This window comes from Spartinivicinus poritis (assembly GCF_028858535.1).
Classification (GTDB): domain Bacteria; phylum Pseudomonadota; class Gammaproteobacteria; order Pseudomonadales; family Zooshikellaceae; genus Spartinivicinus; species Spartinivicinus poritis.
Genome location: NZ_JAPMOU010000075.1, coordinates 1 through 15,691 on the forward strand (window position 1 = coordinate 1; position 15,691 = coordinate 15,691).

General features: G+C 39.3%; 21 protein-coding genes. 12 read left to right on the top strand and 9 right to left on the bottom strand.

Annotated elements, in window-relative coordinates; all coding sequences use genetic code 11:
- The 6 genes from ORQ98_RS27035 to ORQ98_RS27060 form a co-directional block, all read right to left on the bottom strand.
- Positions 1-577, bottom strand: a 577-nt coding sequence (locus ORQ98_RS27035) for an HK97 family phage prohead protease (RefSeq protein WP_274691943.1), incomplete at its 3' end; no start/stop codon positions are given.
- Positions 564-1,772: a phage portal protein gene (locus ORQ98_RS27040; protein WP_274691944.1), complete on the bottom strand. Its 1,209-nt coding sequence runs from the start codon at positions 1,770-1,772 to the stop codon at positions 564-566. The genes ORQ98_RS27035 and ORQ98_RS27040, both read right to left, overlap by 14 nt.
- Positions 1,769-2,179 carry a terminase TerL endonuclease subunit gene (locus ORQ98_RS27045; RefSeq protein WP_342455236.1) on the bottom strand — a complete coding sequence of 137 codons (411 nt, stop codon included), beginning with the start codon at positions 2,177-2,179 and terminating at the stop codon, positions 1,769-1,771. The genes ORQ98_RS27040 and ORQ98_RS27045 overlap by 4 nt, the downstream gene beginning before the upstream one ends.
- Before the next feature lie 143 nt (positions 2,180-2,322).
- Positions 2,323-3,645, bottom strand: a complete 1,323-nt coding sequence (locus ORQ98_RS27050) for a terminase large subunit (RefSeq protein ID WP_274691945.1) — start codon at positions 3,643-3,645, stop codon at positions 2,323-2,325.
- Complete coding sequence (locus tag ORQ98_RS27055) at positions 3,645-4,115, bottom strand: phage terminase small subunit P27 family (RefSeq protein WP_274691946.1); 471 nt, start codon at positions 4,113-4,115, stop codon at positions 3,645-3,647. Before ORQ98_RS27055 ends, ORQ98_RS27050 begins: the two co-directional genes overlap by 1 nt.
- A gap of 180 nt (positions 4,116-4,295) precedes the next feature.
- Positions 4,296-4,451: an HNH endonuclease gene (locus tag ORQ98_RS27060; RefSeq protein ID WP_425347723.1), complete on the bottom strand. Its 156-nt coding sequence runs from the start codon at positions 4,449-4,451 to the stop codon at positions 4,296-4,298.
- Between the two features lie 1,350 nt (positions 4,452-5,801).
- Between ORQ98_RS27060 and ORQ98_RS27065 the strand changes: the two genes are divergently transcribed.
- Positions 5,802-6,137, top strand: coding sequence for a hypothetical protein (locus tag ORQ98_RS27065; protein ID WP_274691948.1), 336 nt, complete (start codon positions 5,802-5,804; stop codon positions 6,135-6,137).
- Positions 6,138-7,227: 1,090 nt separating this feature from the next.
- On the opposite strand, the gene ORQ98_RS27070 is transcribed toward ORQ98_RS27065, so the two are convergent.
- The 3 genes from ORQ98_RS27070 to ORQ98_RS27080 all read right to left on the bottom strand — a co-directional run bounded on the left by ORQ98_RS27070 (position 7,228) and on the right by ORQ98_RS27080 (position 8,545).
- Complete coding sequence (locus tag ORQ98_RS27070; protein WP_274691949.1) at positions 7,228-7,887, bottom strand: phage antirepressor; 660 nt, start codon at positions 7,885-7,887, stop codon at positions 7,228-7,230.
- A 197-nt stretch (positions 7,888-8,084) separates the two neighbouring features.
- Entirely contained in the window at positions 8,085-8,300 is a 216-nt protein-coding gene (locus tag ORQ98_RS27075) for an HP1 family phage holin (protein WP_274691950.1), read from the bottom strand.
- Between the two features lie 20 nt (positions 8,301-8,320).
- Positions 8,321-8,545: a hypothetical protein gene (locus tag ORQ98_RS27080; protein ID WP_274691951.1), complete on the bottom strand. Its 225-nt coding sequence runs from the start codon at positions 8,543-8,545 to the stop codon at positions 8,321-8,323.
- A 10-nt stretch (positions 8,546-8,555) separates the two neighbouring features.
- On the opposite strand from ORQ98_RS27080, the gene ORQ98_RS27085 reads away from it, so the two are divergent.
- From ORQ98_RS27085 to ORQ98_RS27135, 11 genes are all read left to right on the top strand, one after another.
- Positions 8,556-9,191, top strand: a complete 636-nt coding sequence (locus ORQ98_RS27085) for a helix-turn-helix domain-containing protein (protein ID WP_274691952.1) — start codon at positions 8,556-8,558, stop codon at positions 9,189-9,191.
- 4 nt (positions 9,192-9,195) lie between these two features.
- Positions 9,196-9,507: a DnaT-like ssDNA-binding domain-containing protein gene (locus ORQ98_RS27090; RefSeq protein WP_274691953.1), complete on the top strand. Its 312-nt coding sequence runs from the start codon at positions 9,196-9,198 to the stop codon at positions 9,505-9,507.
- Between the two features lies 1 nt (position 9,508).
- The gene (locus ORQ98_RS27095) at positions 9,509-10,237 is read left to right on the top strand and encodes a replication protein P (RefSeq protein ID WP_274691954.1); all 729 of its coding nucleotides are present in this window, start codon (positions 9,509-9,511) and stop codon (positions 10,235-10,237) included.
- Between the two features lie 142 nt (positions 10,238-10,379).
- Positions 10,380-10,793, top strand: coding sequence for a hypothetical protein (locus tag ORQ98_RS27100; RefSeq protein WP_274691955.1), 414 nt, complete (start codon positions 10,380-10,382; stop codon positions 10,791-10,793).
- A 159-nt stretch (positions 10,794-10,952) separates the two neighbouring features.
- Entirely contained in the window at positions 10,953-11,147 is a 195-nt protein-coding gene (locus tag ORQ98_RS27105) for a hypothetical protein (protein ID WP_274691956.1), read from the top strand.
- 64 nt (positions 11,148-11,211) lie between these two features.
- The gene (locus ORQ98_RS27110; protein ID WP_274691957.1) at positions 11,212-11,559 is read left to right on the top strand and encodes a Mor transcription activator family protein; all 348 of its coding nucleotides are present in this window, start codon (positions 11,212-11,214) and stop codon (positions 11,557-11,559) included.
- A 245-nt stretch (positions 11,560-11,804) separates the two neighbouring features.
- Positions 11,805-13,310: a hypothetical protein gene (locus ORQ98_RS27115; protein WP_274691958.1), complete on the top strand. Its 1,506-nt coding sequence runs from the start codon at positions 11,805-11,807 to the stop codon at positions 13,308-13,310.
- Between the two features lie 313 nt (positions 13,311-13,623).
- On the top strand, positions 13,624-13,986 hold the full coding sequence (locus ORQ98_RS27120; protein ID WP_274691959.1) for a Ref family recombination enhancement nuclease: 363 nt from the start codon (positions 13,624-13,626) through the stop codon (positions 13,984-13,986).
- Entirely contained in the window at positions 13,965-14,207 is a 243-nt protein-coding gene (locus ORQ98_RS27125) for a hypothetical protein (protein ID WP_274691960.1), read from the top strand. Before ORQ98_RS27120 ends, ORQ98_RS27125 begins: the two co-directional genes overlap by 22 nt.
- Positions 14,208-14,235: 28 nt before the next feature.
- Positions 14,236-15,069, top strand: coding sequence for a deoxynucleotide monophosphate kinase family protein (locus ORQ98_RS27130; RefSeq protein WP_274691961.1), 834 nt, complete (start codon positions 14,236-14,238; stop codon positions 15,067-15,069).
- The gene (locus ORQ98_RS27135; RefSeq protein ID WP_274691962.1) at positions 15,062-15,679 is read left to right on the top strand and encodes a hypothetical protein; all 618 of its coding nucleotides are present in this window, start codon (positions 15,062-15,064) and stop codon (positions 15,677-15,679) included. The genes ORQ98_RS27130 and ORQ98_RS27135 overlap by 8 nt, the downstream gene beginning before the upstream one ends.
- The last annotated feature ends 12 nt before the right edge of the window (positions 15,680-15,691 follow it).

A 15,691-nucleotide genomic window follows, 5' to 3' on the forward strand; every position in this document is an offset into this window, starting at 1 on the left:
GCATTTGTAGCGCTGAGAACACCTCCGCTACCAGGTAAGCTACTAAATATAGCTTAGGCATGATGATAATTAGGAAGGTTTTTGGGCCACCATCAATGGCAGATTTCACGCCATCAACCGTGGCCGATTCGTTGGCAGGAAATGTCACTAAGGACACTTCCCATAATTTCACCTGTTTTAGACGATAGGTGTCGGTGTCTTCATCCCATTCACCGCCACCCTTGGGCGTGGTAAAGCCAATGGATAACCCAGTGACTGAACCCGCTTTTAAATGGGCATAAGCTCGCTTCGCTAAAGGATCATCGTCAATTAATAATTGACCTTCAACATACAAGCCATGGTTATCTTCCACCATTTTGGTATAGATGCCGATAGGCTCATCATAACGATGCTGCCATAACAAAGCAGGTAGCTTATTTTTTTGTTGCCACTGATTCAGCGATTGCAGGAAAGCACCTTTTTCAACCACATCACCATAACTGTCTTCGACTTCAAACACCGAGCCATAACCTGAAAATACCCCTGACTCGTCTACCGATTTAATTTCAAACGGTTTAGCAATCTTAGTTAGTTTCATTTTTCTCTGGCTCTTTACCATTAATCAGCATATTCATGGGGGTTAAATAAATATCACCACCGTCACGTGGGTCTAAATCTTCCCAGGCACGGATTTCATTGGGGGATAAGGAGCCCGTTTGTTGTAGCTTGGTGTAGAACTCGGCACGGGACTTCATATCCCCACGCAATAGGCTATTCACATTAAACTTGGCAAAGTGGCTGGCACGTTTGACTTCAGGAATTAAACTCACCTGAATACGCTGCTCAATCCGGGTTAAATACGGCACTAGTGCATTGACCACAAACTCTTGCGCTTGGTGTTCAATATTGGAAAACGTGGCTTTTTCTAAATCGCCTATCATGTGGGGCGGCACGCGAAATAATCCACAGATTTCAGAGCGTTGGTATTTTCGGGTTTCCAAAAACTGGGCATCATCTGACGTCATACCCACGCTCACCCATTTTAAGCCAGCCTCTAAAATCGCGACTTTATGGGCATTATCTAAGCCTTGATATTGATCGTCCCAGCTTTGTTTGACGCGCTTAACCACATCATCATTTAAGGTTTGATCAGTGCTTAAAATCCCCCCCGGACGTGCACCATTACTGAATAATTTAGCGCCGTGTTTTTCAGTGGCTAATCCCAAACCAATAGCATTACGGGCATAAGCAATCGGTGACAAGCCTTTAATGCCATCAAAGGAAAAACCTTTCACATGAAACACTTGATCAGCAGTGAGAATATCACGGCTACCATTAGCAAAGGTGACATCATAAACCAGCGTGTAATTATCCAGTAACTTCGGTTCAACACTGTCAGGGTTTAAGGGTAATAACTCCCGTAGCTCACCCTTTACTGTATTTTTATAAGCGTAGAAATTACCCCGCAAACATAAATGAGTAATACACAATTCCCACAATTCTTGGGACGTCATATAACTATTTGGCGATAGTTTAAGGAGGTTATAAAGACGGCTCCCAGTGGCTTTCACTCGTTTTTTATCCTGCTGAACAAAATAATTCAGTGGTAGCTGCCCAACTGACTCGGCCAATACCCGAACACAGGAAAATACAGTACTACAGCGCATGGCACTTTCAGGCGTAACCGTGATATTGGTATCGGTTTCATAAGCAATACCTAACGCTTGCAGTAAAGCATGAGAATCAAACGGGATTGCCTGACTCTTGGTAAATAGTTTTTTAAAAAAACTCATAGAAAACGTATGCCGTGGTTTTCGTAGGCTTTATTAACTGTCGTATCTTCATTAAGCACAATGGCTCTACCGATTCCCATCAATAAAGCGACAATGCCATCAATTTTCATTTCTGGCTTTTCTTTATTTGGGAATAGATTGTTATTGTTGTCAGCCTTTGCAACAACATTGCTGGCCATCCATTTAAACACGGGATTCCCATCATGATGAAACCGCTTTGCTTTAATTGCAGCTTCCAGCTCTTTCATCGGAGGCGATAAGGCTTTAACTGTATGAGGATACTGAATAGGATTGGCACCTTGTGCTGCCAGTTGTTGAGCAAGCTGTGTCGCTCGCCATTCATCATAAGGTATTTCTATTACATCAAAGTCACTGGCAAGCGTTAATACTTCTTCTTGAATAACAATACTGCGGACAGTTTTATAGGTGTTGTATGTTAGTGTTTACGGGGGGAGTGCTCTACTCTCATATACTTTATTGCAAGATAGCCTGAGGCTTAACATGCAATAAACTCCTCCTTCCTATGGTACATGGCCTGTAGAGCAATGTTTTATAATTCAAAAACTGTCCACAGTATTGGAATAAAATTGAAATCTATTTCTTCACCATCAGTGGCAATTAAATGCCCATCATTGACCCATGTTTCATAACTACTGCGGTTTTTTGATGGATAATGCACGGTGGCTTCAGGCAGGTAAAAACGACCAAAGGCATAATAATGGTCTTTAGAGCCAATGATTCTCTTAAACAATAAAACCAGGGCGCAGATATCAATTTTACTTGCCAGATCAATACAGAGCCAACACTCATCACCCTTAAAGTTTTCTAGGGATAATGTTTTATCAGCACAAGCATTCCAGTCTTCAAGGTTTAACCAAGCAGATTTTGCACTAGTCCATATATTTAAATGTTTAGTTTTAAAATCATTCTGTTGACTGGTATTGAGAACCGCTTGCTCTTGATCAAAAATAAAGTCTTCGGCATCCATACTGATGCCAAAATTTGGATTTGCTTTTTTAAGTGACTCGACGGTTGTCCAGTCATCCTCCTCATCAATGGTATAAATAATACCAAACAAACGGTCATTGTCTTGAGCACCCTGTAATACTTTTTTTACTTCTAAATGTTTGTCATAGCAAGGACCGCCTATATTACTCCCAGCGGTGGTAATAATAAAAATAAGCGGCTGCTTTCTAGAGCGTGTCCCTGTTTTCATGCATTGATATAAGTCATCCGTTTTATGCTCATGATACTCATCAATCACTGCACAAGAGGGTGAACCACCATCGCCAGGGTTACCAATGAGGGGTTCAAATTTAGAGGCTGTCGCAGGGCAACTTAGATTGGAAGCAAAGCTTTCTATGCCAAGCTCACTTTGTAACTTTGGTGTATTGTCGACTATCAACTTAGCAGGTTTAAAAACATGAAATGCTTGTATCCGAGTCGTTGCACCACAGTAAACTTGAGCACCATATTCACCGTCTAATGCAAGTCCGAACAAGCTTACCCCAGCGGCTTTTAGCGACTTACCATTTTTTCGAGGTACTTCAATATAAGCCTCTCGAAAGCGCCGCTTTTTATCTCGCTTACGCCGCCAACCATAAATACAACTAAAAATAAAAGACTGCCATGGAGATAGTTCTATAGTCTTCCCAAACCAATCAGCACTTACATGAGGTAACATTTCCATGAATTCACAAAAACGTTGTGCCTCATTTTCATCAAAGTAATACGGGTAATCTGTTTGTTGTGATTTGTTTAAATCATCTAAGTGGCGCTGACATGCCAGACGTACCCATTTACAAGCCGCCACTTTTTTGCTTATAACTTGACGAGCATAGATGTTTGCAGTATCAACATGAGAATATGACATTATTTTGGAAGCAAGGAACTAAACGATTTTTTTTCTGGTTTAGGCGTTTCCGGTTTCGCTACCATGATCCTACTTCGGCTTGATGGATCAAGCCCCAACAAAGCACCAAATGCCTTCACTTGGCTTAACGCTTCATTCGCTACGGTAATAGCAGGATTTTTTTTCAACCCACCATTGGGTGTGCTCACCGTCAGCCCTTCTAATTTGTACTCCTCTGTTGCTTGACGCCAGAGCGCATAGTTTTCACAGAACGCTTCAAGGTTGTGTAGGTCTGTTCCCTTGACCACTTTTGCAGCCACCAGTTGTGGCGCTAACATTTCCCAACACTCTTTTGCTATACCTTCTAACCATTCTGGTGGGTCAATATCCACAACCTGGTCAAAGTCAGGCTCGTTAATATTTAGTGGCCGCTTACCCGGATTGCCTCGCAACTTCTTGCGTTCTGTTGGTAGTGGTTTTCGACCTCTCACAATAAGTCACTTGTTTATATCCCAAAAAAATTCCTGAATTTCGCGCACGTAAAAAAAATCCTGAAGCGCTCGATACCTAGCTATAAGCCCCAGAGATTAACCCCGCCCCCCTATGGCATTATTATTAATACCTTGCCATTAATTGTGGGCGGCATTGCTTAGAAAGGCTCTCAGGCAGCCTCAGCGCTGATGATTTTTTTCTTGATCTGTTTTTTTCTGGTGACAAGGACGACAGATGGCTTGTAGATTTTCAAGCGCATCATTACCGCCTTGGCTCTTGGGTTTAATGTGATCAACAATATTGGCTGGCGTTAATTTATTCATTAATAAACACACTTGGCATAGATAAGTATCACGCTCTAATATCAATTTACGTAACCGCTCCCATTGCTTACCATAGCCACGCTGATGACGGTTACCTTTGTTCTTTTGCCATTTGAAGCCTGTTGTTTATGTTTTTCACAATAGCCGTGCCTTTCACGAGCTAATCCACTACAACCTAATGAACGACAGGGGCGTGGTGTGCGTTTAGGCATGATGTTCTTTAGTATTGCTATCAACGTCAGTAGTTAGTGAGTAATGATATATTGAGAAAAATAAAACTGATAAGAGTATGAGTGGCATGATTGACACCTAAATAAAAAACTAACTTAAGTGGGTTACATCTATGAAGTGAAATAGAGATAGAACTAAAAATGCAGCGATCTAGAACAACAAAGAGCGCTGAACAATGGTGCGTTTTCGTTGAATGCATAGAAACTATAGTACTTATTTTAAGTACATCATGCTTATACCATTATATTTAACACAGACTGTGTTTATTAAGTAATGGGTAAGTAGTTATTGGAAACAATAGTGAAAAAGCCTAGTGACAGTATAGAAAATCCAGCAGCCTTAAAATGAAAGGCCGCTGGCGGAGGGTCGCTATCTACACTAGAAATTATAGTATGTATTTCACATTTCTTGAATAGTACAGTACTTTATTACACAAACTGCGTTTATTTTTTAATAAACAAAAAAAGCCCACAAAATGTGGGCAATATGGATAAAACAATATTATAAAAGGACTATATAACGTAATGACCATAAGGGATGCAAGGTCATTATATTTTCCGAGTGTTTCATTGCGTTTAAACTACAGTAGCAACTATATAGTACAGTTTTAAAATTTAAAGCTTATCTTATATTTTATTACACAAATTGTGTTTAATTTTATTGTCTGAAAAAAAAGGTCCGCCAAAGTGGAACAAAACATTGATTTCGCGGAAGTTTTAACGCCTGCATTGTGATCAACACTGTATTACTTTGAAAAGTAATAATAGAATTTTTTACACGGTTTGTGTATATAAAAAAACCACCGGAGTGGGCAATGGGTGTTTGAGCTTAGATAAGTTTCACTGATAATTATTAACCAGCACCTCTGCATTGTATAGTAAACACTCTCATAAATTACACAAACCGTGTACTTGTAGTAATTGAAAAAAAGGCGGCTGAAAAGGAATAAAAGCCGCCAATAAAGTAAACAATCATAAGCTTTTCCGTAATCAATATAGTGCTGCTCAGTAAATAGTACTGGCAAAAATTAATTTAACTACACAAATAGTGTTTTTTATACTCACAGTAATAATACATTAATACGAATAGATAACTAATATTAAATTGTGTTGTATCATCCGAGGACTAGCTATGGTAAGCACAATAATCTCTGATAAAGATAATGGAGTTGGCAAGAAGGTGAACTGGCCAGGAACAATCAAATATCTCAATAATTTTATTTACTTTACAGCAACATACATAAATGAAAATGGTGTTATTGCCACTACAGACACTAATATTAATAAAGGTCAAGAAATATTAGTTTTAGTGAGAGGGTTCCACAATTCTCAAAAGCTATCAATTTATGCAAAAGCACAAGTCATACGTTCAATGTTAACTTCGGCTGGATTTGAATTAGTCATACATTTTGCTGACTTACCCTCTAAAATGCAAGAAGCACTCGATGATTTTCTGAATGATATATAAGTCTGAAATACTCAAAAAAGCCCACATATGTGGGCAATAGGCGTTTGAGGTTATGCGGGTCTCATTAATCATTATTGACTAAATAAACTATTTATATAGTGAGTATTTACAGTTTTTACGCATATTGTGTTTATAAATTATAAAAAAGGCGGCTAAAAAGGAATAAAAGCCGCCATATAAAGGAAAAAAATGCTTCACTTTCTAATATAGTAATTTGTGTCAAGTATATACTCGGTTAGTCGTAAATATTACACCAAGTGTGTGTTTTTCTTGAGTGAGTTTTCAAGCGGCTAAAAAGCAACTCTGAACTCATATCAGTTTTGCTGGAGTCATTTATGATCAAAAAATAGCCTTTAAGAGAAATGAAAAATCCAGCAAACCAATTCATTGCTCTATAGCGGTAAGAGTTAGTGATGTTTTTATTTATCTTTCTTCACCAAAGGTCTATAAAGATTATGTTATAGCGAAAACATATATTCGATTCGACGAAAAGCAGAAAGTATTTCTTATGATTAACGGTTATTGCAAATGTAGAAAGCTATTACTTTACACAAAAGCAGAAGTAATACAGTCACAACCAACAGCACAGGGGTATATGATATTAGTTGAATCCGCCTGTGAAGAAATTAGCTTCTTATTGAATATATAAATGATAATCAACATTGGTGGTTTTCCGAATAAAGACCTATCATGACCATCTTTGACTTCAGAGTGGCTGACAGCGATAAAGCAAACTGTCAGCCTTGCGGTGGGTAGTGCTTAGGAAAGCAAGACCGACCATAACTAATATTGTTGATTATTGCGATAAGCATTCTTTATTTTTTACACTGACTGTGTATTATGATTTTCAATACAACAAAAAAACCACTGAGGTGGGCTATAAATATTACTTCTCAAGGAATCTGAAATGTAACCATATATTAGGTTATCTAAGTAATCTACGTAGAAGCCGTTCAAACTACACTACTCGTGTAATTTAGAAACTTTAAGCTAATTTCTTTCTGCAATATAGTTTTCTAATGTAGTTGAATCCACATTTGTTGTAACTTCGTTAGCCCTTTCCCTGTTACTAACGTAGTTACTTTTTTCTTTAGGCCTTCATGGGGTGTTCAAATTGACTAAGTTTCACATTAAGTAAACCTTGTCCAATTTTACTTTGATAGGGCTCATTATAACGGGTCACCCAACCAATCTGACGCATATATTCAAATAACCGATTACGGCCAGTACCAATGATTTTGGCAGCTTCTCCCACTGTAATTGCATCAGGCGCTTGAGCTACTTGATCATGAAACTCAATTTTAGGTAGGGCTTCATTTGTCTCTTGCTTTGCAACAGCTAGCTGTTTGGCTTTAGTTTCAATAATAGACTGTGCCACCTGTAACGCTTTTGCCATTATTACTTCAGGTGAATCATTTTCTTGTCCTGCTATATAACCGCCGGTTTTGCGAATAGTAGGTAACACTTCGTTGGTAACCCATTTTTTAAAAGCTTTGGCTTCAGGGCGGCGGCTTTTTAGGATAGCTGAGTAGAGTCCTGATTCACTGATGAGGCTTAGCTCCTGGGCTCCACCAAGGGTGCCCACAATCTGGGGCCCCTTCTCATTCTCATCAAGCGAGCGTGTCATTTTATATGCTGTTGCATATCCTAGTACTTCAGCCACATCCTTCGACACAAACCAAGGTTCGCCTTCTATATTAATGATACGAACGGCGGATGAACCAAATTGAAATGGAATTAAATCATTCATTTATTAACTCTCTTCTTTATTGTTTTAAGAAATGACAACAAAGTGGACGCAGCAAAGGGTATGTCTAGTTGACACAGGAGTTAGATTAAATGAGTCAATCATCCTTAAAATCAGTAAATGGATTTGATAATTAATGACTTTTAAAAAATGAAATAAAATTTTCAATGATCATTCCACCCCACAATGTAGGGATGAATTTACTCTTTCTCAGCACCACCTCCATTTACCTTTTGATAAAACAAAACCGTCTCTTGTTTATCCTGCTTGTGCTTATATACCCAGTTAACCACAACAGTAATAGTGGTAAGAATAATGCCGATAATGACACCCCAATCTTTGAGTGTTAGACCAGCAACCACTGTGGCAGCACTAGCGACATAAGGGGCGTTTGAGATGATTTTTTCAGTTACCATCAGGCTAACCGTGTTGTCAATTATTTACCAAATTTGTTCGTTAAATACTGAACTAACACACTACGCAGTATTCGTCTAAATCCAAAGGTATCAATAAAAACGAGGGCTAAGGCGTATAAATACCATTCAGGCACACTGGCTTTTAAGGCATCAAAGCCGTCCTGAATATAAATGCTCATGCCAGGTACAAAGCAAACAACTAAAGGTAAAACAGTGATTATAGCTAAAAATCTATAATCTGGCATAATACTACACATGACATATTCTCTCGACTTCAGACAGCACGTTTTTAAGTATAAAGAAAAGGAAGGACTTACTTTTGAGCAGACTAGTGAGCATTTTGATATTGGATTGAGAACATTATTTCGGTGGCAAAATAATCTCGAACCCAATAAAAAAATAGTTTTATTAGCGTTGGCAGATAATGCTAATGACCAGGGCTACTGCTGGCCTGCGATGGATACAATAGCAGAAAAAACATCATTATCTCGCTCGACAGTCAAGCGACACATCAAGTCTTTAGCAGAATTAGATTTATTAACAAAATTTGAGCGAGCTTCAGCTAGTGGTGCAACCACATCCAATCATTTTTATTTACATGTGGGATGCCAAATTAATATAGATAACTCCTTTGAAGCTGAAGAAAATGAAGGGGATCAAAATGACCCACCCTCAAATAATGGGGGAGTTCAAAATGAACTACCTGAAAATATAGGGGGTTCACCTATGAACCGGGAGGGGTGCACTAGTGACCTGGGGAGGGGTTCACCTGTGACCCCCAGAACCATCATTAGAATCATCATCTACTACAACAAACACGCGCGAGGACAAAAATTCAGAGCCGGATATTTTTCAAAAAAAATACGAAACTCGAATAAAACCCCAAGGTAACCCTATGACTGAAAATTGGGAGCCTGATTGGAAACGAGTAAAAGCTAGTTTAGTTCGGGCGGGCATTAATCCTGACTTTGCTAACTTAAAATTCGATGAATTTAAGCTCTACTGGCTAGGTCGTGGTGATCTGCATCCAGCTTGGACAGCCCGTTTTATACAACACCTGATAGACCAATGGCCTCGTCACCAAAGGCAGCAAGAGCTTAACCAGGCTTTGGACCAAAAAAACGAGCAGCAAGTAAAACAAATCCAAAAGCAGTGCGAAAACATGGAGCCAATCGAAGGCTGGTCAGGTGACTTAGGAGATTTTTAGCATGGAAAAAGCAACTCAAATCGTATCAAAATTAAGTTTTAATCCAGGTCAGCAAGATATTCACAATAACCAAAACCAGGCACTCAACCAGCAACAAACTGAGAAAATTATTAACCGAGTGTTTGAACAACTGAAAGCGATCAGACCTGCTTGGAAACTATCGTTACCAGACGGGCGAGCAGAAGCCATTGCCAAAAAAGAGTGGACCAAGGCATTCATCAAAAACGGTATTTTGAGTTTTGAACAGCTACGCTTGGGTTTTGATAAAGCCAGATCAATTGATGATAAATATTTTCCTGATCCTGGCACATTCATCAAGTGGTGTACACCTCAGCCCGAAGACTTGGGACTACCAGAACCTGAAACCGCGTATCACGAAGCTTGTAAACAGGCTCATGAGCTAAACCCAAGCAAAGCCAAATGGTCTCACCAAGCCGTATACGAAGCAGCAAAACAAACCGGTTTCTTTGAATTAAAGTCAATGGCAGAAAAACACATACTGCCTGTCTTCACTAGAAACTACGACATTATCACCAAAAAAATACTTAAGGGTGAGCCAATAAGCGATATACCCAAAGCCTTACCAGGCCAAGTACAACAAACCATCGCTGAACGTAACAAGGCTTACCACGACCAACAGCAACAACAATCAATTCAACAAGCAGGCTTAAGCCATTTAAACAATAAGGCTGACGCCATGACAGCAATTAAGGGAATGTTAAGAAGGTAAAAAAGCATTGCTTCGCCTTTGTTGGGTCTTTATTCGCGGTGTCAGCAGCGAAGCAATGTGAACAGGAGTCATTTCATTATCAAGAATAGATATACCTCAATATTTTTACAAATTTATGTATATCAATTGCATAGGGATCAACATGACTAGCCAAACCAAACAACAACGCCTTGAAGCAGTAAACGAGTTAATCAAAGTCATAGCCAGCAGTGGTAGATGCTTTTTCTCTGAAAACGCAGATAAATCAAATAAAGTTGAAAATCCTTTTATTTCAACAATGGAAATCGATGAACGAGGAAAAATTTGGTATATCGACCATTACACTAGAAAACGTATCTACACCCATAATGACCACGACTGGAATTACTTTACCCATGGCGGCACACTAAAACGCCTTGTTGCATTCTTCAGAAATCACATATCAAAAGGCGCACAAATCAGAGCAGATTATTTTGACCCTAATGGCTCATTTTGGGGAGAACAACATCCATGGGCTTACGGTGATGACATATTAATAGTTAAAGAAGCAGCACTAAGACTAGGAATAGCCAAATAAAAAAAGCACTGCTTCGTCAACGCTGGTTTAGGGAGTAGTAAGTAAAACGAAGCAATGCACACGGGGGAGCATTACCGTGCAATCAGTATGACCCTAGCCAATTAAAGAAGTTCACCGCTAGCGACGTACACCTACTTATAAAATCACTGTGTGAATAATATGGATAAAAAATCAAATAAATCTACTGAAAAGAATCTCAATAAACTATTTGAGCAAGCCATTATGACTCCACCAGAGTTTTTTAACATTACTGAGACACCAGAGCCGCTTAACGAAAGCAAGTGCCTTAACTGCGGCATGAGAGAAATAAGCAAAAGATGGTCGCGAAGCATTAAACGCCATTATTCAGCATGAAGGCCGCTTACGTCATTACGCAGATGTTAATCACAAACAAATCTTCTAAGTAAGGATACCCACCATGTCAATCATGAACAAACTAACCGAAACCATTGGAGAACAAGCAGCTATCAAGCTAGGTCAGTGCCTTGGGGGTGCTAGGATATACATTCCCCGTGTTATAGACAAAGACCACCTGATCATCCTAGCAGTAGGTCAGGAAGCTGCTACTAAGATCGCAGCTCGATTCAAAGGACAAACTATTCAAATTCCAATCAAAAGTGAAGTTAAAACTGTAAGAGATAAACTAATTAAACAAGAGTATGAAACAACAGAGCCAAGGTCTGGGGTATCAAGAGCTGATCTTGTTGCTCTAAAGTATGCTTTATCTAGAAGACAGGTGTTTAATATTATTAAAGAGGTTAAATAAAAATTTATCGGTAACGGAAAATAACATTCTATAAGTAAAACTACCTAAAATAGGTATGAACTCTCTTGTTTTGTTTTAATTGGTTCTCTGATATGTGCTCTGAAAAATCAAGGTTTTAGTGTGCTCTAAATCTACCCACACAAATAAAAATTTTTTAAAGGTGACTGTTAATTAATTATCATTTTTTTGTTTTTTTTGAACGTATATTTATTGCGCTATTTAAGTTTGCACGAGAGAGAGCTTTCATGAATACCATTAATCCTGTTTCTGTTACACAGCAAGTAACAAATTTAAATAATTTACCTAGCAGTGGATCTAGGAATGTACAAAACCAAGGATCAAATTTATCTGAAATAACTAGAAGAATTGGTGCTAGTGTTGCTGAAAGTATCCAAGATCAGCCACTTTCTAGAAAAAAGCGCGGTATTCCACCTGATTGGCAACCATCTCAGCCTGAGCCAAAACCAAAAGAAAGTGATAGTAGTTATGTCACTGTTGAGCCAGTACCATACAAATTAAGGTTTACGTGGGGTGGTAGCTCAGCATCAGAATATCTTGATGCTTTCGCAAGGCCTTGGTCAAATGCAGCAGAAATTGGCTCTAAAGTTGTGAGTGCAGCTAGAGGCGATTCGATTCAGGAGGCTGAAGCAAATGCAGCCAACACAAAAGAGAAAGCTAAACCAGCAGATACAATTATTACTGGGGCTATTGGTTTTTTGGGTGGGCCAGCAGGGCGAGCTTTTGCGGGAGCCCAGCAAATAGCAGGTCAAGTATCTGATACTTTAGAAACAGGTAAACCACCCGAAATTCCAGTTGATCCACGAATTTTTGGTGGTGGTCCAAACCTAGCTGCTGGAAGAAGACCAATTATTCCAAGGGAAGAAGTTTCAGAGCCAACAATTACTCCTGAAAGTACACCTCGTGTTGAGGGTGAGCAACCGGTGGAAATAGAAGAAGAGCAAGTTAATGTTAGATGCCGAAGGACTTTAGGTGGTGAGTGCTCTCCTGGACCATCAACAAGCCAGGGAGCTGCTAATGTTCGTGAGACTGCTCAAACTAATTATGAAAATGAATTTCCAATTAATAATCCTAAAGTAAAAAATACGACGGATAATCTTTTTTCGAAGACAGACCCTGCTCATGAAGGAGATGCTACAGCTTCATCAGCAAGACAAGAGCTTGAAGAGTCTCACTCAACTGCGTTAGTACTCCATGATGGAAGTCCTCAAGCTAAACTATTTAACTCTGAAGCTGTATCAAGACCTGACTCAGCTGGTGAAAGTGTAGACTTTGTAGGAAAGTTAAATTTGAATGGTGAAACAATAGAGGTAGGATTAGACCCCTTCCAGCCTCCTAAGGGATTAAAGGATGCTCCTGTTTCTGATATAAATTCAAGTAACCCTGAACTAACAAAGTGGTTAAATGGAGCATTTCGAACCCATACACATAATATAAAAGGTGGGCAGGATATTATGGGGACTACTGGTATACTCGATGTTACTGGCTTTTCTCAAGAAAAAGTAGATGCATTGTTAAAAGTAATAAATGAAACGAAACCAAACCGATATGAAAACCCAAGTAATCCCGAGGATATAGAAAATGTAGAGAACTTTGCTGTGGTTGATCGCCAAAAAGGAACTGTAGAGTGGCATATTACTGAAGATCAGCTAACTAATATTTGGGAGAGTAAAGTAGCTAAAAGCCAGGAAGATGAAGATGGCTTTGGTGGTCTATTTGGAGACGGAGAGTAACCTTAAAAAGCCCTTTTCCTAAAGGGCTTTTTAATTTTTCAGTTCACTAATAATTGGTAGGATTCCAAATACATTGTATTTTAATTGAATAAGCTTAGTATATCAATTGGTAGAACTGTAATGAACCATAGAGTTTGGATGTTTACAGTTGTACCAGTTTAATAAAGCTAATCATAATTTAGAAAACTTCCCTAAAAATTTTGCATAAACTGAAATTTTGCACCTAAACACACCTCATTTTCCCCTTCATAATTAACCTAACTCCTCGGTTTTAAACCAGTTTCTATTTTCAATTTGATTCAGGAGCAACAACTTGCTATCTGGACGCACAATAACCAAAGCACAAAAACAATTTCATGATGCCCTGGCAGAACACATCGGCTGTATTGCCTGTAGAAAAGCAGGCAACCAAAACAACTGGGTATCAATCCACCACATAGACGGCAGAACAAAAGACCATGCCCATTGGTACGTATTACCCCTATGTGCTGGCCACCACCAGGATGGAACTGGAAACAAGCAATTAAAAGGCTGGGCCATCCATCCATACAAAAAACGATTCGAAAAACGCTACGGCACCCAACACCAGTTGTACGTCGAATGCTTACACCTACTCGCTAAACACAACTACCTATTACCCCAGGAACTAATTAAATGGATAAGGCAAACAACATGATAGAAATCAACAAACAACTCATCAAGCAAGTATTCCCCAGCTCAAAGTTCAAACAGCTAGCCAGACCCACAGTCAGCCAAACCGCAATAAACGTAAAACCTGGCCAATGGGTATGGGAAGACGGACAAGGCAACACTTACAGCCTAGATGGCGTAAATGGCATATCAAAAGCGGCCCAGATGATGAAGCCCAAGCCATGTATGAAGTTTATTTGCATCTAAGCCAATTACACGGCCAGGAGGTAGAACGATGCTAATAGGAATCACAGGAAAGGCTCGAGCAGGCAAAGACACCTTTGCTAACTACCTACAAGAACAGCTACCCGAATACAACAAATACGCTATAGTTGATCCAATTAAACAGTTCATTAATGATTTATTCTGGAAAGGCTTAAATATCGAGCCATTAAAAGAGTTGGAAATACTAAGCCTGCCTATTCATTTTCTGGTGCTAGAAGATTTTTTAGAGCCAGTTCTTAAGTCACTCAATATAGACATGAAGCTTAGGGATATGGTTTTACACTTCATCAATGCATTCGGCGCCTACGAAGTAGATGAACAAGAAAGGAGAAGCATCAAAGAGGGATTGCATTACGACTCTGTTATTTACCAAGTTTCTCCAAGAAAAGCCTACCAGTTACTCGGCACTGAAGTCTGTCGCCACTTCGACCAAGACTTTTGGCTAAAACCCTTAAGCCAAATGCAAAACACCATAATCACCGACGTAAGATTAGACCGTGAAGCTGAATACATTAAAAACCGTGGGGGTGTAATCATTGAAGTAGTCAGAAACAACACCCCACCTGTAGAAAGCCACATAACTGAACAAGGCATTAATAAAAAGCTCATTGATTTAAACGTGCCAAACACATCACTAGAAGTACTCCAAGAACACGCTAAGGAAATCGCATTCATGTTATCAGCACCTGAACTGCGCCATGACTGCGGCTACCTGGCCGGATTAGAACAAAAAGACCTGTGTAAAAAGAGCGGTAAAAAAAGACAAAGACTACCTAATCGCAGGATAAGCATGCAGCCAAAACTAGACAAGCTAAAACGTGTGGGGGTGAAGATCGATGGATAAAAACGAAGCGTATTTAAAAGTATTGGACTTAGTAAAAAGGGAAAACTTCATAGACCCTTTTGACCACCCCAAACAAGGCCAGTTTGTTATTACTGGACGTATTGAAGGCAAGGAAAAGAATTTTGATAACACTATTGGCTACTGCGTCCAGGTAAGACTAAACCGAGGTGATTTTGGTAGCGATCAAGTCTTTCTAAGACATTGCGATGGCAAGCTAGTACATCATGAAAACCAGTGCTTTTATGCCATGAGCCAAGAACAAATCGATATTGTTAAGCCTTTCTTTAAGCCAAGCATGACTGAAGATTTAGAAAAGGTTATTGCAAAGCTAATGGTTCAACTGAATACGGTTAATCATGTAGCAGGATACCTAGCCGATTGTTTATTTAGCCTGCTTGAATGCAATGCCACTGAGCTAGCCCTTGATATCAATGCATATCGAAAGCAACTAGCAAAAGGCTGTGAAAGTGACTTTGGCATGCAAGCTTTAGATGCTTATAAAAAATACGTCGATAGTACCCCTCGCGCAAAGCCAGCTGTATACATTTTCCTAATTATCACTATACCTAAGCCATTAGCTGCTGTATATTTGAACAGTATGGCAATTTGATTGAGAAGGTAT

What these genes read in the sequence shown, in the direction of transcription:
- ORQ98_RS27050 (WP_274691945.1), bottom strand. Translation starts at nt 3,645, where the DNA reads ATGTCATATTCTCATGTTGATACTGCAAACATCTATGCTCGTCAAGTT.
- ORQ98_RS27070 (WP_274691949.1), bottom strand. Translation starts at nt 7,887, where the DNA reads ATGAATGATTTAATTCCATTTCAATTTGGTTCATCCGCCGTTCGTATC.
- ORQ98_RS27110 (WP_274691957.1), top strand. Translation starts at nt 11,212, where the DNA reads ATGTCAATCATGAACAAACTAACCGAAACCATTGGAGAACAAGCAGCT.
- ORQ98_RS27085 (WP_274691952.1), top strand. Translation starts at nt 8,556, where the DNA reads ATGACATATTCTCTCGACTTCAGACAGCACGTTTTTAAGTATAAAGAA.
- ORQ98_RS27065 (WP_274691948.1), top strand. Translation starts at nt 5,802, where the DNA reads ATGGTAAGCACAATAATCTCTGATAAAGATAATGGAGTTGGCAAGAAG.
- ORQ98_RS27075 (WP_274691950.1), bottom strand. Translation starts at nt 8,300, where the DNA reads ATGGTAACTGAAAAAATCATCTCAAACGCCCCTTATGTCGCTAGTGCT.
- ORQ98_RS27080 (WP_274691951.1), bottom strand. Translation starts at nt 8,545, where the DNA reads ATGCCAGATTATAGATTTTTAGCTATAATCACTGTTTTACCTTTAGTT.
- ORQ98_RS27100 (WP_274691955.1), top strand. Translation starts at nt 10,380, where the DNA reads ATGACTAGCCAAACCAAACAACAACGCCTTGAAGCAGTAAACGAGTTA.
- ORQ98_RS27095 (WP_274691954.1), top strand. Translation starts at nt 9,509, where the DNA reads ATGGAAAAAGCAACTCAAATCGTATCAAAATTAAGTTTTAATCCAGGT.
- ORQ98_RS27130 (WP_274691961.1), top strand. Translation starts at nt 14,236, where the DNA reads ATGCTAATAGGAATCACAGGAAAGGCTCGAGCAGGCAAAGACACCTTT.
- ORQ98_RS27125 (WP_274691960.1), top strand. Translation starts at nt 13,965, where the DNA reads ATGGATAAGGCAAACAACATGATAGAAATCAACAAACAACTCATCAAG.
- ORQ98_RS27090 (WP_274691953.1), top strand. Translation starts at nt 9,196, where the DNA reads ATGACTGAAAATTGGGAGCCTGATTGGAAACGAGTAAAAGCTAGTTTA.
- ORQ98_RS27115 (WP_274691958.1), top strand. Translation starts at nt 11,805, where the DNA reads ATGAATACCATTAATCCTGTTTCTGTTACACAGCAAGTAACAAATTTA.
- ORQ98_RS27105 (WP_274691956.1), top strand. Translation starts at nt 10,953, where the DNA reads ATGGATAAAAAATCAAATAAATCTACTGAAAAGAATCTCAATAAACTA.
- ORQ98_RS27040 (WP_274691944.1), bottom strand. Translation starts at nt 1,772, where the DNA reads ATGAGTTTTTTTAAAAAACTATTTACCAAGAGTCAGGCAATCCCGTTT.
- ORQ98_RS27135 (WP_274691962.1), top strand. Translation starts at nt 15,062, where the DNA reads ATGGATAAAAACGAAGCGTATTTAAAAGTATTGGACTTAGTAAAAAGG.